This is a genomic window from Bacillus sp. FSL M8-0256 (genome assembly GCF_038005765.1).
Lineage (GTDB): Bacteria > Bacillota > Bacilli > Bacillales > Bacillaceae > Bacillus > Bacillus safensis.
In genome coordinates this window covers 1,502,437-1,524,709 of the sequence record NZ_JBBOTU010000001.1, presented here as the reverse complement: position 1 = coordinate 1,524,709, position 22,273 = coordinate 1,502,437, and the positions used below count along the sequence as shown (strand labels likewise).

At 40.7% G+C, this 22,273-nt stretch carries 26 protein-coding genes; 9 read left to right on the top strand and 17 right to left on the bottom strand.

Annotation, left to right across the window (positions count from 1 at the left end):
- Window positions 1–22: 22 nt before the first annotated feature.
- A complete protein-coding gene (gene glsA, locus NSQ76_RS07705; RefSeq protein WP_158166060.1) occupies window positions 23–952 on the bottom strand; it encodes a glutaminase A in 930 nt (309 codons plus the stop codon).
- Window positions 953–1,072: 120 nt separating this feature from the next.
- On the opposite strand from glsA, the gene NSQ76_RS07700 reads away from it, so the two are divergent.
- Window positions 1,073–1,555: a hypothetical protein gene (locus NSQ76_RS07700; RefSeq protein WP_024426903.1), complete on the top strand. Its 483-nt coding sequence runs from the start codon at window positions 1,073–1,075 to the stop codon at window positions 1,553–1,555.
- A gap of 15 nt (window positions 1,556–1,570) precedes the next feature.
- Here the strand turns inward: NSQ76_RS07700 and NSQ76_RS07695 are convergent, their stop codons facing one another.
- Window positions 1,571–2,893 (bottom strand): PhoH family protein, encoded by a 1,323-nt coding sequence (locus tag NSQ76_RS07695; protein ID WP_025092370.1) that lies wholly within the window; start codon window positions 2,891–2,893, stop codon window positions 1,571–1,573.
- Between the two features lie 140 nt (window positions 2,894–3,033).
- Between NSQ76_RS07695 and NSQ76_RS07690 the strand changes: the two genes are divergently transcribed.
- On the top strand, window positions 3,034–3,651 hold the full coding sequence (locus tag NSQ76_RS07690; protein WP_149125679.1) for a YhcN/YlaJ family sporulation lipoprotein: 618 nt from the start codon (window positions 3,034–3,036) through the stop codon (window positions 3,649–3,651).
- Window positions 3,652–3,753: 102 nt separating this feature from the next.
- Window positions 3,754–3,984 carry a YlaI family protein gene (locus NSQ76_RS07685; protein ID WP_024424769.1) on the top strand — a complete coding sequence of 77 codons (231 nt, stop codon included), beginning with the start codon at window positions 3,754–3,756 and terminating at the stop codon, window positions 3,982–3,984.
- Between the two features lie 31 nt (window positions 3,985–4,015).
- Here the strand turns inward: NSQ76_RS07685 and NSQ76_RS07680 are convergent, their stop codons facing one another.
- Together NSQ76_RS07680 and typA are read right to left on the bottom strand one after the other, a co-directional pair.
- Window positions 4,016–4,297 carry a YlaH-like family protein gene (locus tag NSQ76_RS07680; RefSeq protein ID WP_044334035.1) on the bottom strand — a complete coding sequence of 94 codons (282 nt, stop codon included), beginning with the start codon at window positions 4,295–4,297 and terminating at the stop codon, window positions 4,016–4,018.
- A 96-nt stretch (window positions 4,298–4,393) separates the two neighbouring features.
- Window positions 4,394–6,232, bottom strand: coding sequence for a translational GTPase TypA (gene typA, locus NSQ76_RS07675; protein ID WP_048238847.1), 1,839 nt, complete (start codon window positions 6,230–6,232; stop codon window positions 4,394–4,396).
- Window positions 6,233–6,345: 113 nt separating this feature from the next.
- Here typA and NSQ76_RS07670 point away from each other — a divergent pair, with 113 nt between their 5' ends.
- Window positions 6,346–6,525 carry a DUF5325 family protein gene (locus tag NSQ76_RS07670; RefSeq protein WP_024426900.1) on the top strand — a complete coding sequence of 60 codons (180 nt, stop codon included), beginning with the start codon at window positions 6,346–6,348 and terminating at the stop codon, window positions 6,523–6,525.
- Between the two features lie 275 nt (window positions 6,526–6,800).
- Window positions 6,801–7,436 (top strand): hypothetical protein, encoded by a 636-nt coding sequence (locus tag NSQ76_RS07665; RefSeq protein WP_024424766.1) that lies wholly within the window; start codon window positions 6,801–6,803, stop codon window positions 7,434–7,436.
- Between the two features lie 41 nt (window positions 7,437–7,477).
- Here the strand turns inward: NSQ76_RS07665 and NSQ76_RS07660 are convergent, their stop codons facing one another.
- The 6 genes from NSQ76_RS07660 to NSQ76_RS07635 form a co-directional block, all read right to left on the bottom strand.
- Window positions 7,478–7,774 carry an anti-sigma factor family protein gene (locus tag NSQ76_RS07660; RefSeq protein ID WP_024426899.1) on the bottom strand — a complete coding sequence of 99 codons (297 nt, stop codon included), beginning with the start codon at window positions 7,772–7,774 and terminating at the stop codon, window positions 7,478–7,480.
- On the bottom strand, window positions 7,771–8,289 hold the full coding sequence (locus NSQ76_RS07655) for a sigma-70 family RNA polymerase sigma factor (protein ID WP_029707654.1): 519 nt from the start codon (window positions 8,287–8,289) through the stop codon (window positions 7,771–7,773). Before NSQ76_RS07655 ends, NSQ76_RS07660 begins: the two co-directional genes overlap by 4 nt.
- Window positions 8,289–8,552: a hypothetical protein gene (locus tag NSQ76_RS07650; RefSeq protein ID WP_034623302.1), complete on the bottom strand. Its 264-nt coding sequence runs from the start codon at window positions 8,550–8,552 to the stop codon at window positions 8,289–8,291. The genes NSQ76_RS07655 and NSQ76_RS07650 overlap by 1 nt, the downstream gene beginning before the upstream one ends.
- Window positions 8,542–10,467 carry a hypothetical protein gene (locus NSQ76_RS07645; protein WP_341053258.1) on the bottom strand — a complete coding sequence of 642 codons (1,926 nt, stop codon included), beginning with the start codon at window positions 10,465–10,467 and terminating at the stop codon, window positions 8,542–8,544. The genes NSQ76_RS07650 and NSQ76_RS07645 overlap by 11 nt, the downstream gene beginning before the upstream one ends.
- Window positions 10,468–10,579: 112 nt before the next feature.
- The gene (locus tag NSQ76_RS07640) at window positions 10,580–11,386 is read right to left on the bottom strand and encodes an inositol monophosphatase family protein (protein WP_024426895.1); all 807 of its coding nucleotides are present in this window, start codon (window positions 11,384–11,386) and stop codon (window positions 10,580–10,582) included.
- Between the two features lie 133 nt (window positions 11,387–11,519).
- Window positions 11,520–11,708 carry a hypothetical protein gene (locus tag NSQ76_RS07635; RefSeq protein ID WP_024424761.1) on the bottom strand — a complete coding sequence of 63 codons (189 nt, stop codon included), beginning with the start codon at window positions 11,706–11,708 and terminating at the stop codon, window positions 11,520–11,522.
- Window positions 11,709–11,985: 277 nt separating this feature from the next.
- Between NSQ76_RS07635 and NSQ76_RS07630 the strand changes: the two genes are divergently transcribed.
- The gene (locus NSQ76_RS07630; protein WP_171464198.1) at window positions 11,986–12,621 is read left to right on the top strand and encodes a DUF1054 domain-containing protein; all 636 of its coding nucleotides are present in this window, start codon (window positions 11,986–11,988) and stop codon (window positions 12,619–12,621) included.
- A gap of 227 nt (window positions 12,622–12,848) precedes the next feature.
- Here NSQ76_RS07630 and NSQ76_RS07625 read toward each other — a convergent pair whose 3' ends face one another.
- Window positions 12,849–13,118, bottom strand: coding sequence for a UPF0223 family protein (locus tag NSQ76_RS07625; protein WP_024424759.1), 270 nt, complete (start codon window positions 13,116–13,118; stop codon window positions 12,849–12,851).
- Window positions 13,119–13,307: 189 nt separating this feature from the next.
- On the opposite strand from NSQ76_RS07625, the gene NSQ76_RS07620 reads away from it, so the two are divergent.
- A complete protein-coding gene (locus tag NSQ76_RS07620) occupies window positions 13,308–14,780 on the top strand; it encodes an aminotransferase class I/II-fold pyridoxal phosphate-dependent enzyme (RefSeq protein WP_341053254.1) in 1,473 nt (490 codons plus the stop codon).
- A 43-nt stretch (window positions 14,781–14,823) separates the two neighbouring features.
- On the opposite strand, the gene NSQ76_RS07615 is transcribed toward NSQ76_RS07620, so the two are convergent.
- Entirely contained in the window at window positions 14,824–14,943 is a 120-nt protein-coding gene (locus tag NSQ76_RS07615) for a GapA-binding peptide SR1P (RefSeq protein WP_003212464.1), read from the bottom strand.
- Window positions 14,944–15,259: 316 nt separating this feature from the next.
- Here NSQ76_RS07615 and NSQ76_RS07610 point away from each other — a divergent pair, with 316 nt between their 5' ends.
- Entirely contained in the window at window positions 15,260–15,640 is a 381-nt protein-coding gene (locus tag NSQ76_RS07610; protein WP_223250976.1) for a hypothetical protein, read from the top strand.
- A 126-nt stretch (window positions 15,641–15,766) separates the two neighbouring features.
- Here NSQ76_RS07610 and lpdA read toward each other — a convergent pair whose 3' ends face one another.
- The 5 genes from lpdA to NSQ76_RS07585 form a co-directional block, all read right to left on the bottom strand.
- Window positions 15,767–17,179, bottom strand: coding sequence for a dihydrolipoyl dehydrogenase (lpdA, locus tag NSQ76_RS07605; protein WP_024426892.1), 1,413 nt, complete (start codon window positions 17,177–17,179; stop codon window positions 15,767–15,769).
- Between the two features lie 4 nt (window positions 17,180–17,183).
- Window positions 17,184–18,524 (bottom strand): dihydrolipoamide acetyltransferase family protein, encoded by a 1,341-nt coding sequence (locus NSQ76_RS07600; RefSeq protein WP_024426891.1) that lies wholly within the window; start codon window positions 18,522–18,524, stop codon window positions 17,184–17,186.
- A 107-nt stretch (window positions 18,525–18,631) separates the two neighbouring features.
- A complete protein-coding gene (pdhB, locus tag NSQ76_RS07595; RefSeq protein ID WP_012009824.1) occupies window positions 18,632–19,609 on the bottom strand; it encodes a pyruvate dehydrogenase complex E1 component subunit beta in 978 nt (325 codons plus the stop codon).
- A 3-nt stretch (window positions 19,610–19,612) separates the two neighbouring features.
- A complete protein-coding gene (gene pdhA, locus NSQ76_RS07590) occupies window positions 19,613–20,728 on the bottom strand; it encodes a pyruvate dehydrogenase (acetyl-transferring) E1 component subunit alpha (protein ID WP_024424754.1) in 1,116 nt (371 codons plus the stop codon).
- Window positions 20,729–21,137: 409 nt separating this feature from the next.
- The gene (locus NSQ76_RS07585) at window positions 21,138–21,806 is read right to left on the bottom strand and encodes a YkyA family protein (RefSeq protein WP_171464197.1); all 669 of its coding nucleotides are present in this window, start codon (window positions 21,804–21,806) and stop codon (window positions 21,138–21,140) included.
- Between the two features lie 233 nt (window positions 21,807–22,039).
- On the opposite strand from NSQ76_RS07585, the gene NSQ76_RS07580 reads away from it, so the two are divergent.
- The gene (locus NSQ76_RS07580; RefSeq protein ID WP_029706718.1) at window positions 22,040–22,231 is read left to right on the top strand and encodes a YjcZ family sporulation protein; all 192 of its coding nucleotides are present in this window, start codon (window positions 22,040–22,042) and stop codon (window positions 22,229–22,231) included.
- Window positions 22,232–22,273: the final 42 nt, after the last annotated feature.

Here is a 22,273-nt window from a genome sequence, read left to right as displayed (position 1 = left end):
AATAAAAAGAAGACATTTCTCATTAAAAGATACTCATCTCATATTTTTCACTCATAAGCTCAAGCAGCTTAATCCCAGCAATACTATTCCCTTTTTCATCCAGGGCAGGACCGAAAATTCCGATCCCAAAATCATATGGTGCCGCTCCCATAATCCCGCCTGAAACACCGCTTTTAGCAGGTATGCCGATATTAATGGCAAATTCCCCGCTTGCATTATACATGCCGCACGTCACCATAAAGGTTTTACAAATTCTAGCGACATCTTTTGAAAGAATTTGCTTGCCCGTCTCTGGATGTCTGCCATCTAATGAAAAAACACAAGCAATTTTCGCCAAATCTAAGCTGTTCATCATGATGGCGCATTGTTTCGTATACACATCCATGACCTCTTCTACGTTCCCTCTAATAATATGATATTGCTTCATATAATAGCACATAGCCCGGTTAATCATCGATGTCTCAAATTCGGATGCGGCTGTTTCCTTGCAGTATGTAATGCTTTTGTCATTTGCGAGCTCTCTAATAAAGCCAATCAGGCGGTTCAGCTGATCTTGCGGAGTCGCTCCTCTTATTAAGCTTGTGACTGCAAGCGCTCCTGCATTAATCATTGGATTCAGCGGCTTATTCGGACTTGCTGTTTCCAGCTTTATCATTGAATTAAACGGGTCACCTGTTGGCTCTTGTCCAACAAATTGAAAGACTTTTTTTGGCCCTTCTTCTGAAAGCACGAGCGCAAGAGCTAATACTTTAGAAATACTTTGCAGGGTAAAGCGTTTATCTACATCTCCTGCCGAGTGGCAAGTATTACTCACATGGTACACAGCCACAGATAAATCCGTCTGATCCGCTTTGGCGAGAGCCGGAATATAGGATGCTACTTTGCCATCTTTGGCCACTTTTTTTGCTTCTTCTACAAATCGCTGAAGCTCTTCATTGTCACGACATGCCATGCCCAACATCCTCCCTATCTTTCATGTACGATTAGTGTGTACAAGGAAAAGCATGTTTATGAAAGTGACAAAGCAGGCGAAAACTTCTATAATTTATGTTGGAAAGGGGTTGTCTTGAACATGAGCATCATTCAAATTAAGGGGAACGTAAAGTACAAGATCACCATTGATCCAAGTGTATGGATTTTTGATGACCGCAAATTTTTAATGGATTCATTTTTTGAAAAAAGCACGGCAAATGAAGAAAGTCAGCTGGATCAGGAGCTTGACCAAGAGCGGGTGATCAGAGAAGGACAAACACTTCCACCCACTTTAAAAACAGAGAAGAAGTACGAAAAGGAAAGACTCATCACAGGCAGCTTCGGAATGAAGCTGGGTGATATGCTGAAAAATGCAGAACCGCTTGAACATGCAGACACATGCGAATTTGTCACAGAAACAGAGACAATTGCTGTTCCGCTTTCTCAGGCAATGGAAAGCATTGCACACTTCAGCCAAAATGGGAAGCCGATGACAGAAGAAGGACCAATCCACGTTTATTTCGCAGATCAGTCCAACCTCACTCAGCCGATAAAAGGTGTCAAAGAGCTCATCATTACATAAGACAGAGGGTCTGGACTACAGCAAATCAGCTGCAAGCTGTGCAAGTCCAGACCTTTCTCCTTTGACAAGCTTGACATGTCCAGATATTTGCTGACCTTTGAACCGCTCAATGACATACGTAAGCCCATTATTTAAGCTGTCTAAATAAGGATGATCAATCTGCTCCGGGTCCCCCATCAGCACAATTTTACTTCCCTCTCCGACGCGCGTTAATAATGTTTTTACCTCGTGTTTCGTTAAATTCTGCGCCTCATCAATGATAATAAATTGATCAGGAATACTTCTTCCACGGATATACGTTAAAGCTTCCACTTGAATAGAACCAATTCCCGCCAAAATGGCATCAAGTTCACCAGGTTTTTTTGTATTAAATAAAAATTCCAGGTTGTCATAAATCGGCTGCATCCATGGTCTGAGTTTCTCTTCCTTTTCACCCGGCAAGTAGCCTAAATCCTTGCCAACAGGGACAATGGAACGGGCTACGATCAGTTTTTTAAACATGCCGAGATCCTCTGTCTGCATTAATCCGGCAGCAAGTGCAAGGAGTGTTTTACCAGTACCCGCTTTTCCGATCAATGTCACAAGCGGAATATCACGTCGCAATAGCAGCTCTAGGGCCATCGTCTGCTGAACATTTTTCGGACGGATTCCCCAAACATGCTCTTGATCATAAATAAGCCGTTTCACATGCTCTGCCTTTTGATCAAGCATTCCTAAAGCAGAACCGCCTTCATTCCCCTTCATAATGACAAATTGATGAGGGTTTAATGGTGCACTTGTGACTTCTTTTATCGGCAATTGACTTTGCTTATAAAATGTATTCAATTGCTCGGTCGGAATATAGAGCTCATGATAGCCGTTATCAATGTCTTCGTTTTGCAGCACACGATCACTTAAGAAGTCCTCTGCTTGGAGACCTATAGCATCTGCCTTTACCCTGACTAAGACATCCTTACTGACCAAAATGACAGGCCGGCCGTGAGGCTTTGTTTCTTCCTCTAAGCTCAAATTTTTCGCGACCGCTAAAATCCGATTATCGTTCGTTTTTTCAATAAAAATTTCTTGAAGTTCATGGAAAGAGCGGTGATTCAGCTCGATGCGCAGCGTCCCTTTTGATTCTAGTGTAATTTTTTCATGCAGTTTCCCTTTCGATCTCAAACCGTCGATTAAACGTGAGACGCGCCGGGCGTTTTGCCCAACCTCGTCCATGTATCTCTTTTTCGAGTCTACTTCTTCTAACACAACGGCCGGAATGACGACCTCGTTGTCTTCAAATGAAAAGATTGAATTCGGATCCTGTAATAACACATTTGTGTCTAATACATAGATTTTACTCAGGTCCTTCGCCTCCTGATCGGGGTTTCATTCATCCTTGTCTTTCCCAAAACGATTGTTAAAATATATGTTTTCATGAATAAAGTTAGAAGGTTAATTCAACAATAAAATAAATCATGCAGTTTGTGAAGGAGGGAATTTAGATGCGACTATTTTTGACATTATTCATGATTCAAACGATCATTCTGTTAGGCGCTTGCCAGCAGCAGGAAAAGCCAGAAGCACTGGATGAGCAAGATGGACGCCAGCACTTAGTAAGGGTGTCTGACTCATCGAAGAAAAAGACAGATCAAGCCCGCCCATCCACAGATGTTGCGGAGCATCTTGTCAATGTGACTGAGCACGTAGCAGATGTCAATGATGCAACGGCAATCGTCATCGGACGCTATGCTGTTGTTGGTATTGATGTAAAAGATGATTTAGATAGAAGCAAAGTAGAAACCATTAAATATTCAGTTGCAAAAGCGCTGAGAAATGACCCGGAAGGTGCAAATGCTGTTGTGGTTGCTGATCCGGATACAGTCAGCCGTTTAAAAGAAATGGGCAAAGAAATCCAAGCAGGCCGTCCTGTAAGCGGTATTATGGATGAACTGGCTGCCATTGTCGGCCGCGTGATGCCTGAGATGCCGAAAAATGAGATCGACCGTAACGAAAAGGATCCGACAAATCATCCGAATAATCAGCTCAAAGAACGAGATCAAAAACAGTTAGAAAAAAATCAGAACGACCAATCAAACCATCATATGAATCAGAAGAAATAATGAGAACGGCTTATATCTCCTGTGATATAAGCCTTTTTCTACGCTGATTTTAAGTAGCTGGAAAACATGCTATAATAAATGCATTAAAGTGAGGTGAAAATGATGAGAGTGAAGTGCTCATTATGTGAAAAGCTTGAAACCATTGATGATGATACACTCGTTGCGAAACGGTTAAGAAACCGGCCAATTCATACATATATGTGCGATGACTGCCAAGAACGCATTAAAATAAAGACAGAAGCTCGCATCAAAACCGGCAGATTCTCTCTTTATCAGGATCCTGCGACAAAAGAGAAAAAGAAGAAAAAAGGAAAGAAAGAACAAAAGACATAAAAAAAGACCTGACACATGTTCAGGTCTTTTTTTACGTATTGACTGTTCCTTCTTTTTTCGCACGATGCAGCCGTATTTTATAAATAATCAAAATGGCAGCTGCCACAACTAGGCCTTCCGCTACTGGCAGGAAGATTCCTAGAAATGTGAGAAACGTGCAGCCAAAAATCAAAAACAAATAAATCACGAGCGCTTTTAAAATCGGTAAACGTCTTGCAAAGCCGAGCTTAAAAACAATAATCGCTAAAACAAGGATGGTGCCATATAGGAGCCACATCCCTGTTTGCGGATTTTCATCGACACGAAACAGCATCGCGAAAAAGGATAGATTTTCACTTACTTCCTGATCATTCAAAAAGATTCCCTCCCCTTATCTTTCAGGGTTCTATCTTTTTAATTCTTCATGGAATTAAGATAATCCTGCTAGCTTTTTCTTCTTCGCTGCTCTCTCACGTTCGTTTTTGTCTAAAATTTTCTTTCTAAGACGAATTGATTCAGGAGTAACCTCACAGTATTCGTCTTCATTCAAGTACTCAAGAGATTCCTCAAGTGACATAATACGAGGTTTTTTCATACTAACCGTTTGATCTTTCGTCGCTGAACGTACGTTTGTTTGTTGTTTCATACGGCTTACGTTTACAACAAGGTCATTCTCACGGTTATGCTCCCCAACAATCATCCCTTGGTATACTTCAGTACCTGGCTCAACGAAGATCACACCGCGCTCTTCAACACCTTGGATTCCGTAAGCAGTCGCTTTACCTGTTTCCATTGAAACAAGTACACCTTGACGGCGTCCGCCAACTTGACCAGACTGCATTGGCTGGTAGCTGTCAAACGTATGGTTCAAAATACCAAAACCACGAGTTAATGAAAGAAATTCAGTTGTATATCCAATTAAACCACGTGATGGCACTGTAAAGATCAGGCGAACTTGACCGTTACCATTGTTGATCATGTCAATCATTTCACCTTTTCTTGCACCCATTGATTCCATGACAGAGCCAGTATGCTCTTCTGGTACATCAATTTGAACGCGCTCAACAGGCTCACATCGAACACCATCAACTTCTTTTACAATAACTTCTGGCTTCGATACTTGTAATTCAAATCCTTCACGTCTCATATTCTCAATGAGAATGGATAAGTGAAGCTCTCCGCGTCCAGAAACAACCCAAGCATCAGGTGAATCAGTTGGATCCACACGAAGACTGACGTCTGTTTGAAGCTGCTGCTCTAAACGCTCTTCGATTTTACGTGATGTCACGTATTTTCCTTCACGGCCTGCAAATGGGCTGTTGTTTACAACAAACGTCATTTGAAGTGTCGGCTCATCAATACGAAGGATTGGAAGTGCCTCTTGGTGTTCTACCGGACAAACCGTTTCACCTACGTTGATGTCTTCCATTCCAGATACAGCGACAAGATCTCCCGCTTTCGCTTCGTTGATTTCCACTCGTTTTAACCCTTGGAAACCAAAGATCTTTGTCACGCGGAATTGTTTCACAGTGCCGTCGACTTTCATCAAGGCTACCTGCTGTCCTACTTGCATTGTTCCTCTGAATACACGGCCAATTCCAATTCTGCCAACATAATCATTGTAATCAAGTAGCGCCACTTGGAATTGAAGCGGCTCTTCATGGTTATCGACCGGGCAAGGAATATGGTTCACAATAGCTTCAAACAATGATTCCATGTTTTCATCTTGCTTGCTCGCATCGTTACTTGCTGTACCATTGATTGCTGATGCATAGACAACTGGGAACTCAAGCTGTTCTTCTGTTGCATCCAATTCAATGAACAAGTCAATCACTTCATCGACTACTTCAGCCGGACGAGCAAAGTCGCGGTCAATTTTATTGACGACAACGATTGGTGTTAAGTTTTGCTCAAGTGCTTTTTTCAGCACAAAGCGTGTTTGAGGCATACAGCCTTCATAAGCATCCACAACAAGGAGTACACCATCTACCATTTTCATGATACGCTCAACTTCACCACCGAAATCGGCGTGTCCTGGTGTATCTAAAATATTAATGCGTGTATCTTTATAATTTATCGCAGTATTTTTAGCTAAAATCGTAATACCGCGCTCTCGCTCTAAATCATTTGAATCCATGGCTCTCTCAGCGATATTTTCATTCGCACGGAAAGTACCAGCTTGATGGAGCAATTGGTCAACAAGCGTCGTTTTACCATGGTCAACGTGGGCAATAATTGCGATGTTGCGAAGGTCTTTTCGAAGTTTCACATTTTCATCTCCTAAAATAATTAGATAACTTTCATATTATATCACAATCCCCTTTAAATGCCGATCGTTTTTCTGTAAACTTATATTAACTCTAAAAAAAGGGATGGGGACATATGAAACAAATCAAATGGCTTCTATTATTATGTGCATTACTTGCAGTTGTCAGTATGGCGTTTATTGGGGTAACTCTTGCAGAAAAAAACATACTGGGTATATGTCTAAGCATTGTATTCGCCATGATTTTCATGGGTACAGGATTTACATTAAAAAGAAAATTAAACGTGCAATCATAAAATTAGTTAAAAGCCTTTTACATTCTACATGTAGAAGGCTTTTTATTTTGAGTAAAAACAAGACAAATCACCTATGAAAGCTTCATTCATCAGACGGAACGTATCTTGAAGAGTTGACAAAAGTAAGCAATCTGAACCCCTCCATTTTTCGACAAGAACTTTTATAGTTCTCCAAAATCAAACATAAAGTTACAATTTTCCTATTCTTCCACAAAGTTTCTCATGGTATGCTTTTCTTGCAACAAAATTTAACAGAAAAGGGAGAGAAAAGAAGCATGAAGAAGTTTTTGAGCAAATCGCTCAGCTCTGTTGTATTTTTCGCTTTAGCTATCATTCTTACTTTCACAACAGTAGCTCCTGGGCAAGCAAGCGCTGCAACTTTCAAAGGAATTCCTTTTGAACAGCAGCAAATCATTAAAGAATTATTGGAGAAAAACGAGCGTGTCATCAACATTCTCATCAATTCATTTGTTGAGGAAGACAACAACTACACATTTGATGTGAAAAAAGCTGTTGAGCTCGGACTAACTGAAGAAGAAGCGGCGACTGCTGAGAAATTCTTAGATCGCGCAGCTGTTCTTACAATCGTTTTCAGTGAAAGCATCACTAAAAACGAAAAAGGGAAATTGGTTTTTGATGCAGCAAAAGCTGTTGAACTTGGTCTTACAAAAGAAGAAGCGGCTAAATTCGAAAAGCTTTTCAAATCAGTGATCAGAATTGCTGATCTTGCTGGTGATGCCCTTGTTCTAGACAAAAAAGGAAACGTTGTGATTGATTCAAAAATCGCAAAAGGTCTTGGATTCAGCTCTACTGAATTACTTGTTTTCAACCAAATGCTTAAGAAAATTCCTCAAGAGCAATTGAAAACGTTCTATGATGCAGTTCAAATTGCGAAAGAAAAATTAAGCTAAGCTAGAAAAACCCCCACCTGGTTTATCCAGATGGGGGTTTTTTATTTCAGCCAATAAAGAATGATCATCACGACATATCCCATACAAAACGCGATACTTGCTCGATATAACAGCTTGCCATAGTAGCGCTTTTCGAATTTTCTTCTTTCTTCCTTTTCATCTATATATGGCATGAGATCAGGGGTTTGTATAAAGGTTATTGGCTCTTTCATTTCGTGATAAAGGTGTTGGCAGCTCTCGCAGGATTGTAAGTGCTCTGCAACAATTTTATTTGTTTCTGCACTTGTGTCCCCCTCTATATAAAGTGGTAACAATTCTTCAATCAAATAACAGCTCATTTATTGAACTCCTCACAATGTAGCTTTCGCTTCAGCTCTAATCTGGCTCGATGAAGGGTTGTTTTGACTTTAGATAAACTCCAATTCAAAATTTCAGCTACTTCTTCATATGACAATTCTTGAATATCTCTTAAAATAAGGACCTCCCGGTAGGAATCCTTCAGCTGATAAATATGATGCCACAGCCTTTCGATGTCAGCTTGTTTTTCAATGTGATCTTCTGGTGTCGTGAACGACTGCTGCTCTAAGAAATCTATTTCCTCTACGTTCGTAAAAGTCCATCTTATTTTTCGGCGATAATCATTCACAAATGTGTGATACGCAATGGTATAAAGCCATGTTTTCATACTTGAATGTCCCTTAAAGGAGGACAACCCATGCAGTGCCTTCATAAATACGTCCTGTGCAAGGTCCTTGGCCGTTTCCATATTTCCCGTCCGGCGATATAAATATTTAGTGATTTCCTGAAAATATTCTTCATAGATTTTTTCAATTTGGTCTGCTGGTCTGGACATCAAAAATAAAACCACACAGTCATCCAAATCGATAAAACGATAAAAAAGAAATATAACGAGTAAATAAACCCTTTCATACGTTTTAACTCGTCATAGTCATTCTGACCTTTCATCGGCGATGAAGACTGCTTTTTACCCGTGTCTACATGCTGAAATTGCTGCTCGTGTGCCTTCATCCAGCTCGCTGCCTCGGCTCCCAGATCCCCTTCTTGATACAGTTCATATAAGTCTTGAAAGATGGCTTGTTTTTCTTTATCTGTCAAAACGATGCACCTCTTTTGTTCGTCCATTCACTTCATAGATTTTATGCTCATTTGATCCGAAGGTTTGTATGATGACAAGCCATGAAATGTCGATGTTCCCTTCTTTGTCGATCATCTTCACAGGTTTTATTTGTTTTTTATAGATCGTATATGGTTTATACCTTTTAAGTACTTGCTGATAGACGTCCTCCCGATCTTGATTAGATACTGCGTGCGGGATTGAAGAATCTGATTGTACTCTCAACTCAATTCCATCATCCCCTTTAAACAGATTGACGACATGAGAGGAACGGTTAAACGTATATTGTTTGCTTTCACTAGTACCTGTTTCTTTCCTTACGTCTTTTGGCGTTTTCCCTATGATTTTTAACAAATCTTCATCGCTGACGTTCCCTTTTTTCTGTTGAAGAATCGCTTTTGACAGCTTAAAGCTGATAACTTCTTTTGTTGAGCCATTAAACAGAAACTCCGATTGATCTTTAGTTGTGACCCTCACTTCATGCTGCCAATTAAAATAAAATTCATCAATGCCTGTGATTTGATAAGCTGGCGGCTTTAAATTTAAATGTTTATAAATACTGTTGATCCTGTTTTTTATCTCCGTTTCTGTTAAATGGATTCCGTCTATATCCTTTAATTGAAAGATGGCGTTTACGTATCGCGCTTGTCGAAGCGTCCCTTTTTTCCAGGTGGCAGACGCTAAACTGTCCTCTTCATTCTGAGACATTTTTGGCAGAAGAAGAACGTCCGTCTCTCCGTCCTCTTTTTTTACAGCTAATTGAATGCGCTGTAGATCGATTGACCGCCCGCTTCTTTCGAAAAATTCGATGGTTTTTTTCCTATATTCTTTATCGGTCATCTCCTTTCCCTCTACACGACCTCGATAAGAAAAATCGCTTAATTCACCTGTAAACGCAGAAATATTCACTTCATACTGATCATCTGCAAACACGTAATGATAAGGGATAGGCTGATGACTAGCATTTAAATAGAGCGATTGATCCTCTGGTACAAATTTTGAAGCGAATGCTTTTGCACTCACTGCTGATAAAGGGCGATATTCTTGTGAAAAAGTATCTACCAGTTCCGTTTTGGTAAATTGGAACATGGTATGAGGAATATTGACAACCGGGTTGAGTAACAGCAGAAAAAAGACAGCTATACAACCAGCGCCCCACTGCCTTAATCTCAGCTTGTCCCGTAGTAAAGCAGATAACAAATCAATCGTCATAAAGCTTCCTGCTGCTGCCGCTAAAATGACTATCGATTTAAATGAAGATTGGAGCTCATACTTCGAGATAGAAGGATAAAATATATAAAGCAAGGCTGCGAAAATTAAGCCATAGAAGAAAAGCAATTCCTTCCACTTTCGGTGCCAAAACAAGCGAAAGAAAAGGTGCAGCACCAAAGCGGCGAAGCAAGCCATAAGCAAATTGGTGATCATATCTCTCCATACTAGCCCCGTATCACCGCTAAGAAAGAACTTTTTGCTTTCAGCAAACACAATAAACACTGTTTGACATAAAGGCAGAAGTAATACAGATAAATCAAAAACAAAGAACATACCTTTATTTTTTAAATAAGGAAGAGTAATCACATAGTACAGTGATGCAAGCAAGACATACCCATAAATGAGAAATTGCATAAAATCTGTCAGCACCTCGAATGTTTCGATCGTATACTGTCTAGACAGAACTTGGTGGATCATTTCAACTGTCATCCCGCCAAGCAGAACAACTCTTAATACGATTCCAGCATAAAATACATAACCACTCTTCTTTTCTTTCCATATGGGGAGTGTCACGAACAGGACAAATAGTCCAAGTACACACCATTGAATGATGTGGATACTGTACTCATTTAAAATAAAATACCTTTCAAAATGGAGCGATAAATCACTAAACAAATCAAACATTGATACACAATCCTTTACATGAAATTAAGGCCTCATTCGTATAGACATCTGCCTTACCAAAAAGTTTCAGGAAAAACAAAAAATCACTTCATTCTCATGAAGTGATGTCGTTTTATTTTTTATTTCCGCTTCCTTTTATGTAATCATGCAAGATTTTTTCACAAATGGATCGATTTCCAGCCACTATGCTGTTTTTGTCTAGGAACGTAAGACGTTCTCCGTGAATATTTGAGTAAACGGCCCCTACTTCATCAAGCAGTACGCAGCCCGCTGCATAATCCCACGGCGCAAGCCTTAAGGTGACATATGCGTCACTTCTGCCGCTTGCAATATAAGCAAGCTCAAGGGCAGCTGATCCAATCGTTCGTGTCCCTCTCACGTCACGCACAAGACGGGCAAATGGTTTGGCGTCAAAATAAGGGCTTTCGATCGCCCATGTCGGATTAATCCCCACAATGGCTTTTTCAATCTCCACATCTTTTAATGGAGGGAGCAGGATATCGTTCATATAGGCTCCTTCTCCTTTAATGGCATGGTAGAGCTCGTCATGAATGACGTCATAAATAAGACCGATTTTCCCCACACCATTTTCAAATATCCCGATTGAAATGGCAAAGTTGCGTTTTTGATGGACAAAGTTCATTGTGCCATCGATCGGATCAATGATCCACACAATTCCATCGAGTGAGGTCACCTCTTCCCCTTGTCCCTCTTCTCCTAAAATGTGATGATCTGAAAATGTCGACTGTATTTTTTCAATAAAAAAACGTTCTGTTTCTTTATCGATATTCGTGACTAGATCATTTGGATTTGATTTTGTTTCAATTGATAGACCTTCCTGCATGGACGCTTTAATACGGCTTCCTGCTTCTTTTACCCAGAGCTTTGCAAGACGGTCAATTTCCACCCAGTTTGTCATCAGATTGTAAACCTCTTTTCTATGTAGGACCTATTTGTAATAGCATACTGATATTATGTACGTAAAAGCAAGAAAAAAGCAGCTTCATACAAAAACGAACCGATGAATTGGTTCGTTTTTACCTCACGCTGTTTTACCCTTGAAGCTGCTCCCATTCTTTTCTTAGGCGCTCAAGCTTTCGTTTGCTGCGTTCGATTTGGATGTCATCTTTTTGTTCGATGGCTTCATGAAGCGTAGAAAGCTCATAATCAACCTCTAATCTCCACACAGCGATGCGATTTTTCTTCTCCTGTCTATAGCCCTGCTTCACGATTTGCTTCATTGGTCAACGCCCCTTCCAGAGAATGATTCATTCCTTGTCAGTTTTCATTGATAAAAATTCAATCGATAAGAGAAATGGTTCTTGCTTATATCGTATGAAGCGATCGCATAACCGCAACGACATTCTGAAAATTGTGTCTTTACCTATTAATGATGTACCACAAAATGAAAGGTTTTAAACGCTGCACCACGCCCTTTTATCTGCCGGTGCATCTTTTTTTGAGCTTGACCCAAGCTATGATAAAATATGATCAGCGAAAAGATACAGGAGGCATAACATGAGTGAAATGCGTTTTAGAGATGAAGATTTTGAAACATTCACAGTTGATGGTTTAGATGAACGAATGACTGTATTAAAAGAAAGAGTCCGTCCAAAGCTTGAGGCACTTGGCGAACATTTTGCACCACTTCTTTCTTCTATTACAGGAGACGAAATGTTTGTACACGTCGCAAAGCATGCTAGAAGATCTGTCAACCCGCCAAATGATACATGGGTTGCTTTTGCAAACAGTAAGCGCGGATATAAAAAGCTCCCTCATTTTCAAATTGGGCTTTGGAAAACACATGTCTTTGTCTGGTTTGCGCTCATTTATGAATCTCCAGTTAAGGGTGAGTACGGCCAGCTATTTGAAAAAGAGCTAGACACCATCCAGCAGAAAATACCGCAAGATTTTGTTTGGTCTAAAGATCATATGAAACCAGATGTCATGCTTCACAGCGAACTAGATTCCGAACAGCTGAAAACGCTTTTTGAACGTGTTCAAACAGTTAAGAAAGCCGAGCTTCTGTGCGGCATTCAGCTGCCTAGAGAGGAAGTCGTTCAAATGAATAATGAAGAATTCCTATCGAAAATCGAAAATGCTTTCCGCACGCTGACGTATCTATACCGCTTCACACAGAAAGAATCTGTATAAAAAAACGAGCCCTTATAGGCTCGATTCAAATTGTTGACAAAGGGCTAAAATGATTTTGATTTTAGCCCTTTGTCTTCTTTTTCAGCGTGATAGAAAACCTTTGAAGTCTAGGAAGGACGAGTACCGGCGCGGAGCGAATTTGACATTCGTGAGCACCGGCACGCAGGCCTGACACCGAATGCGAGGGTTTGTCTGCACGCTGAAACGAGCCTTTATAGGCTCGTTTTTTACATACGTATAATAGCAGTCTCTTCTGCCTCTCTTGCGGTTTTCACTGCACGATAAGGGGAATACCCACTTCCCTTTTCAAACGCCGCACAATGCGTTTTTTCCTCTGCTTTTGATGGCACAACCTCTTTAAATCGTTTATAAGCATCTAATAACTCCTGCTTCGCAATTCCTTTTTCATAGGCTTTTTCAACAGCCTGAAAAAATGAAATGACTGCAATTTTTTCCTCTGTCGTCCAGTCGACATCCATTGGATATTGATATTCCATTTACTTGTCCCTCACTTTAACACTCATTTCTCATTTGAACTTTTATTATAGCATCTGTTTGATCAGAAACCGATTGATTTATGCTTTACATTCCGATCAGTTCATAATATAATTCTTTTGTTTTATGCAATGAAATCTGCTGTAATTGGCACAATAATAGCAGGTATTTCGATGAAGGTGGGAAAGCAATTGTCACAACATGATACACCCTTATATACTGGACTAAAAAAACACGCAGCAACCAATCCAGTCCAATTTCACATTCCAGGCCATAAAAAAGGAGCCGGAATGGATCCTGAATTTAGAGCATTCATTGGCAACAATGCATTAAGCATTGACCTCATTAATATAGAACCTCTCGATGATTTACATTCACCTCGAGGGATGATAAAAGAAGCACAGGAGCTTGCTGCTGAAGCCTTCGGTGCTGATCATACGTTTTTCTCCATTCAAGGCACAAGCGGCGCTATCATGACAATGGTGATGACGGTATGCGGGCCTGGAGATAAAATTATCGTTCCGCGTAATGTCCATAAATCAATTATGTCCGCGATTGTATTTTCTGGCGCAGTTCCTGTTTTTATTCACCCAGAAATAGACAAAGAACTTGGCATCTCTCACGGTATTACACCTGAATCAGCCAAAAAGGCGCTCACTGAGCATCCAGATGCGAAAGGTTTGCTTGTCATTAATCCAACGTATTTTGGTATTTCAGCTGACTTAAAATCAATCGTAGACATTGCCCATTCATTTGATGTGCCTGTCCTTGTCGATGAAGCACACGGTGTGCATATACATTTTCACGATGAGCTTCCCCTCTCTGCGATGCAGGCAGGTGCCGACATGGCCGCAACAAGTGTCCATAAACTCGGCGGCTCTCTTACGCAGAGCTCTATTTTAAATATGAAGGAAGGGCTTGTTTCAAAAGACCGAGTGCAATCGATTTTGAGTATGCTGACGACAACGTCCACTTCTTATTTGCTCTTAGCGTCACTTGATGTCGCTCGAAAACGATTAGCCACTGAAGGAAAGGCACTAGCTCAAGAAGCAATTCGTTTAGCTGAATCAGCGAGAGACCGCTTGAATCAAATTGAAGGCATTACCTGCATTGGCAAGGAAGTACTCGGTTCAGCTTCCACTTACGATTATGACCCAACGAAATTAATTATCTCCATTAAAGACCTTGGGTTAAACGGACATGATGTCGAAAAATGGCTGAGAGAAAGCTATCGAATTGAAGTAGAGCTCTCTGACCTTTACAACATTTTATGTATCGTTACACCTGGCGATTCAGATGAGACAATTGATACGCTCGTGACGGCGATGCAGGAAATTGCCGCAGCCTCTACTCGTGAGAGCGGCAAACAAGCAGTAACGGAAGTGCTGCTGCCTGAGATCCCATCGCTTGCTATGACGCCGCGTGACGCCTTTTACGCTACAACGGAAGTCGTTCCATTTAAGGAAGCAGTCGGCCGCATTATCGCAGAGTTTGTGATGGTGTATCCGCCAGGTATTCCGATTTTTATACCAGGTGAAATTATCACAGAAGAAAATATATCGTATATCTTTAAAAATATTGAAATTGGTCTCCCTGTCCAAGGACCTGAAGATTCAACGCTTGAAATGATCCGTGTGATTAAGGAACAAAAACCAATTTTATAAAAAAGAAACATGCAGCCCCAAATGGAGCTGCATGCTTTTTTATTTATTCAGAGGCTTCATCACAGCAATGACAGTGACCACACGTTCCGTATAGCGTTGTCACTTTTTCATTTTCAAATTGATCAATGGTTTCATTGCAATCTTGACAAATAATTGTACCCACGTACATTCCCCTTTTCTTCATTCATAGTTTGAAAGCGTTTGATCCATTTCTTATTTCTATAATATGATGTCACATTTAAGTTGTCAACGGTTAATTGTATGACACATTTAATCATTTTTTATAAATATGTGCTTTTTTCTTATCATATTGAGGGAACGTTTCAATTGTATTTTGCTTCATATCAATTCTGTAACAATTGAGTAACAATCGAAAATTGTCAAAAGGGACATGATACACTAGAGTGACTAACAGGGAACAAGCTCCTAAAAATGTTGGGACAACCCCAAATGATTTTGAGGTGAATAGATTGAACTTTATGAGGACACTTCTCATTATATTCCCCATGCTCTTTGTACTTAGTTCATGCTCATTTGCGTATATCATACCGAATCAGACCGACCAAGTCCGTCATATTCAAAAACCGAGAATTCTCTTTTTTACTGATGCAGAAAACCTTGATAAAGAAAGCCCATATTATGATGCAGTCCTCGATTTAAAAAATGAATACCCTAAGGAAATGTCAAAAATGATTGTAAAAGAAGATCGTAAAGGGTGGAAAAATGAAGTTGATGAACTGCCGGCTATTTTACTTGTCAATGATGAAAAAGTGATCGTGAAAGTGGAAGGAAATGTCCGCAGTAAACAGGAGATCTTATCGCCTTTATGTCATGCTTTAGACCGCGTCAATACAAACTAATGATATGTACCTTGCACTTATATATATCCATATGAAAAAACCCCTCACCTCATGAGGGGTTTTTCATATGGTGTTCAGGGCGCCAAAAAAACCCTCTCCATCAAGGAGAGGGTTTCATAGGTTTCATTATTTTACGATGTGGATTGGGCTTCCGATTGCTACTTCAGCCGTTTCCATTGTAATTTCACCTAATGTTGGGTGAGCGTGAATTGTCATAGCGATATCTTCAGCAGTCACTCCAGCTTCGATTGCAAGGCTAAGCTCTGAAATCATATCAGAAGCGCCAACACCTGCGATTTGAGCACCGATAACTAGACCATCCTCTTTACGAGTGATCATTTTCATGAAGCCATCAGTTGCATCAAGAGAAAGTGCACGTCCGTTCGCTGCGAATGGGAATTTCGCTGCAACGATTTCGATTCCTTCTGCTTTTGCTTCTGCTTCAGTGTATCCAACAGTTGCAAGTTCTGGCTCAGAGAATACAACAGCAGGAATACCAAGGTAATCAATTTCAGCTGGCTCTCCAGCGATTGCTTCAGCTGCAATTTTACCTTCGTAAGAAGCTTTGTGAGCAAGTGGTGGTCCATCAACGATGTCACCAATTGCATAGATGTTAGATACGCTTGTACGGCATTGTTTGTCTGTTTTGACAACTCCGCGGTCAGTCAATTCAACACCAACTTGCTCAAGACCAAGCTCATCCGTGTTTGGACGACGACCAACAGTCACAAGTACGTAATCAGCATCAACTGTTTTTTCTTCGCCTTTTACTTCGAACGTAACAGTGACACCATCAGATTTTTCTTCAACGCCTTTTGCAAGAGCGTTTGTATGGATTTCAACGTTTCCTTTTTTCTTCAGGTTACGTTTAACCAATGAGCTCATTTGCTTTTCGAAACCTGGAAGGATTTCGTCTCCACCTTCAAGGATCACAACTTCTGTTCCAAAGTTTGCATAAGCAGTACCAAGCTCAGTACCGATGTATCCACCACCGATGACAACTAACTTTTTAGGTACTTCTTTAAGCGCTAAAGCACCAGTTGAGTTGATCACGCGGTCTGTGTATTTAAAAGTAGGCAATTCAATTGGACGAGATCCAGTTGCAAGAATTGCATTTTTGAAAGTGTAAGTCTGTGCTGAATTATCATCCATTACACGTACAGAGTTGCTGTCTACGAAATAAGCTTCACCTTTGACGATGTCTACTTTATTTCCTTTAAGAAGACCTTGAACTCCACCTGTTAACTTATTAACAACAGAAGCTTTCCACTCTTGAACTTTTGTGAAATCAACTGTTACGTTTTCAGCTTTGATACCCATGTCTTCAGAATGCTTAGCATTTTCAAAACGATGGCCAGCATTGATTAATGCTTTTGAAGGGATACAGCCAACGTTTAGACATACACCGCCAAGTGTTCCTTTTTCAACGATTGTTACTTTTTGTCCTAGCTGTGCAGCACGAATAGCAGCTACATATCCACCAGGACCTGCACCGATGACAAGAGTATCTGTTTCGATTGGGAAATCTCCTACTACCATGACATTACGCCTCCATTAAAATTAATTGTGGATCATTCAATAAACGCTTGATGTGGTTAAGGGCATTTTGCGCAGTAGCTCCGTCAATCATACGGTGGTCAAAGCTTAGGGAAAGAGCTAAGACAGGAGCTGCAACGATTTCGCCATCACGAACAACCGCTTTTTCAGCGATTCGGCCAATACCAAGGATCGCTACTTCTGGGTGGTTGATGACTGGAGTAAACCATTGTCCACCAGCAGAACCGATGTTTGTGATTGTGCAAGATGCACCTTTCATTTCAGCTGGAGCCAATTTACCATCACGTGCTTTTGTTGCAAGCTCATTGATTTCGTTAGAAACTTCGAAAATCGCTTTGCGATCTGCATTTTTTACAACTGGAACGAGCAAGCCTTTTTCAGTGTCAGCTGCAATTCCGATGTTGTAGTAATGCTTTTGAACAACTTCATCTGTTTTATCATCGATAGAAGTGTTAAGTACTGGGTACTTTTTCAAAGCAGAAGTTAGAGCTTTTACAACGTAAGGCAAGTAAGTTAACTTGATTCCTTGATCAGCTGCAACTTGTTTGAATTGTTTACGATGTGCAACAAGGTTTGTTACATCAACTTCATCCATTAATGTTACGTGAGGAGCTGTATGCTTAGAGTTCACCATTGCTTTTGCGATTGCTTTGCGGATTCCGCTCATTTTCTCGCGAGTTTCTGGGAATTCTCCTTCAAGAACTGGAGCTGCTGCCGCTTTAGGAGCTGCTTCTTCTTTCGCACTTTCAGCTGCTTGAGGTGCTGCTTCTTGAGCTGCAGAACCACCATTAACGAAGCTGTCGATATCTTCTTTTAACACACGGCCGTTTTTACCAGAACCTGCAACTTTGTAAATTTCAACGCCTTTTTCGCGAGCATATTTACGTACAGATGGCATAGCGATCACGCGTTTGTTTGGATCAGCGTCTACTTGCTCTTGTGCGCCTGCACCAGTTGCTGCTGCCGCTTCTTCTTGTGCAACTTCTTTCTTCTCTGGCTCGTTACCAGCTTCAGCAGTACCTTGTACTTGAGCTTCAGTTTTTGCTTCGCCTTCTTCTTCGCTGCCTTTAAATTGAAGATTTTCGTAACCAGGTGCATCAAACGTAATGATTGTTTGTCCTACAGTTGCAACTGTTCCCTCTTCAACTTTTAATTCTAATACTTTTCCTTTAACAGGTGAAGGAATTTCTACAACTGCTTTATCATTTTGTACCTCTGCTAAAACGTCATCTTCATTGATTTCGTCGTTTGGTTTAACAAACCACTTAACGATCTCACCTTCGTGGATACCTTCTCCGATGTCCGGAAGTTTAAATTCAAATGCCACTGTTTTTCGCCTCCTAGATTTTGTTGAACCCTTGTTGTGTATATTTACACGGTCATGTAATTGATAAAGGGGAAGAGAAATAAATTCTTTTCCCCTCTGTCATTTAATTAAAATTCAAGAACTTTCTTCGCTGTTTCAAGTACATCTTTATGGTTTGGAAGCCATACGCTCTCAGCTTGAGAGAAAGCAAATACAGTATCAGGTGCAGCTACACGAAGTACTGGTGCTTCCAAGCTAAGGATCGCTCTGTCATTGATTTCAGCTACTACGTTTGCAGCAATACCAGCTTGTTTTTGTGCTTCTTGAACAACGATCGCACGGCCTGTTTTTTCAACAGAAGCGATGATTGTTTCAATATCAAGCGGGCTTACTGTGCGAAGGTCGATCACTTCAGCAGAAACGCCTTCTTTTTCTAGCTCTTCAGCAGCTTTTAGTGATTCGTGAACCATTGCACCGTAAGTGATGATTGAAAGGTCAGAACCTTCACGTTTCACGTCAGCTTTACCGATTTCAATTGTGTACTCTTCTTCAGGAACTTCCTGACGGAAAGAACGATAAAGTTTCATATGCTCAAGGAACACTACAGGATCGTTGTCACGAATTGCAGAAATTAAAAGTCCTTTTGCATCGTAAGGTGTTGAAGGAATAACAACCTTGATACCAGGCTGTTGTGCGATAAGACCTTCTAAGCTGTCAGCGTGAAGCTCAGGTGTGTGAACTCCCCCGCCGAATGGAGAACGGATTGTCACTGGAGAATGCCAGCGTCCGCCAGAACGGTAACGCATACGAGCCATTTGTCCAGAAACAGAATCTAATACTTCGTAAACGAATCCGAAGAATTGAATTTCCATTACCGGGCGGAATTCTTGTAGTCCAAGGCCAATAGCAAGACCGCCAATACCAGATTCAGCAAGTGGAGTATCGAATACACGATCCTCACCAAACTCTTTTTGCAATCCTTCAGTCGCACGGAATACGCCGCCGTTTTTACCAACGTCTTCTCCGAAAACGAGAACGTTTTCGTCATTTTTCAGTTCTGTGCGTAACGCATCAGTGATCGCTTGAATCATTGTCATTTGCGCCATGGCTTACTTCGACTCCTTCTGTTTGTAAATTTCAAGCTGTTCAACTAAGTTGAATGGTTTTACATCGTACATGTTTTCAATCAAGTCAGTGACTTTTTGCTTAGGCTGTTCGTCAGCTTCTTTGATCGCTTGTTTGATTTGTTCTTTTGCATCTTCGATGACTTTATTCTCTTCTTCTTCAGACCATAGGCCTTTGTTTTCCAAGAATTTGCGGTAGCGTACCAATGGATCTTTTTGCTCCCACTCGTTTTCATCTTCTTTTGTACGATATCTTGTTGGATCGTCACCAGCCATTGTATGTGGGCCGTAACGGAATGTAAGAGTTTCGATTAATGTTGGACCTTCACCATTTACAGCGCGCTCACGAGCTTCAGCAGTTGCTGCATAAACAGCTAATGCATCCATACCGTCAACTTGTACGCCTACGATACCAGCTGCAGCTGCTTTTTGCGCAATTGTTTGTGCAGCAGACTGCTTTTCAACAGGTGTAGAGATCGCATATCTGTTGTTTTGGACAACAAAAATCGCTGGCGCTTTGTAAGCCCCTGCAAAGTTAATACCTTCGTAGAAATCACCTTGTGAAGCTCCACCGTCACCAGTGTAAGTGATTGCAACAGCTTTTTTACCGCGCTTTTTCAAACCAAGAGCTACACCAGCAGCTTGAATGATTTGAGCACCGATAATGATTTGCGGTGAAAGTGCATTCACATCTTCAGGCATTTGGTTACCAACAAAGTGTCCGCGAGAGAACAAGAATGCTTTTGTTAGCGGAAGACCATGCCAGATTAATTGTGGTACGTCACGATATCCTGGAAGAATGAAATCTTCTTTCTCAAGTGCAAAGTGAGTTGCAAGCTGAGAAGCCTCTTGTCCAGCTGTTGGCGCGTAGAAGCCAAGACGTCCTTGACGGTTCAATGAAATTGAACGTTGATCTAATACTCGTGTAAACACCATACGGCGCATTAATTCTTTTAATTGGTCATCTGAAAGATCCGGCATTGCCGCTTCGTTTACGACTTCGCCTTTTTCGTTTAAAATTTGAAACGTTTCAAACTGCTTTTTGATGGCATCAAATTGCTTTTTGCTATCAACAATTGCTTTTTTTGTTTTTGCAGCCATTCTAAAGTCACCTCTTCCTTTCTTTTAACAGTCCATTTGTCGTGAATCCATTTATACATACAGATATAGGATAACCCAAAATACTCATATGACTCCTGTATATAATAGCCACTAAGATCGTTGTCGAAACATTGGTTGACCACTCGTTTTTGAGTCCTTCTAACTGTATTAACGATAGTTCACAAAAAACTAATACAACTTCTGTTAACAAGGAATAGTTTACAACAAGAAAAATAGTCCGTCAATTGATTTAACGGCTTTATTTAAATAAATGTATTCGCTTTACTTTTTATGGTGAACTGTATCAATCTGTTTAACAAACAACCTAATCTGTACTAGTATAGAGTGTACTACTGTACTACAATAGAAAATGTTTGTTTTTGTCGAAAAATAAAAAAAGAGCTGTTTTTCAGCTCTTTTTCGACTCTTGATCTGCTGCTTTATACAAAGCCTTTTTATGATCATTCAATTGATCTGTATATCGATTGAACTCCTTACTTTCTTTTCTGACTTTGCTATATGAACGATTCACGGTCTTCAGCTTTGACTTCAGCTCTTCATACCCTAGATCCTTTTTCTTCAAAGATTGATACAAATGCTGATCTTGTTTCAGCGCCTTTTGATACTCCTTGTAAAGCTGATCATATGACGCATATCGTTTCTCAATCGATTTGACCGTTTGATCTGCTTTCTCTTTTAACTCCGCATCTTGCAATCGTGCCGCAGATTCCTTTACCGTTTTCAGTTCTTTTTTCGATTCATCCATACTGTCTTTTTCTGTTTTTAAATGTTCTTCTCGTTTCGCTGCCGATGCTAACGCCTGATCAGAAAGGCTTTCCACTGTTTTTGTATGGTCCTTTGTTGTTTGAATCATTTTTTTATACAGCTTCTGCTCTTTTTCTTCATAGCTTTGCAGTGTACCTTGCTCTTTTTCGAAGGATGCTTCTTTTTCACTCATTTTCGTCATTGCGTCCTGCATATCATTGAATGGACTTTGACCTCCGCACCCTGTCAGCAAAAGGGTACATATCCCCGCTAAAGCAGCACCTGCTTTCATGCTTCTTTTCATCTGTCTCATGACAAGGTCCCCCTTTACATCTCCACATACCACTATAATTTTTATAGACGTTTGTGACAAGGAAAGAGGTCAGTCAAATGAGGCAAAGAAGATTTTTTTCAAGCAATAGGCGCATGACTATACAAATAGTGCATTCATACATAGTTTATATTACACGCTTCGCCTTCACTTATGAGAGGCCAAGTGTATTTCTAAAGGAGGTCAAAAGTATGTCTAATTATAGTCATGGAAGTATGTATGGTGGATACGGCGGTTACGGGTATGGATTCGGTGGTGGATATGGCGGCGGCTGTTGTTACCCAAGCTATGGCGGTGGATACGGATGCGGATACGGCGGCGGACGTACATTCGCTTTAATCGTTGTGCTTTTCATCCTATTAATTATCGTTGGCGCAGCATTCTTAGGCGGCGGTGGCTGCTGCTAAGGCTGTTTAAGCCTCTGACCGGTCTCATAGGACCGGTCTTCT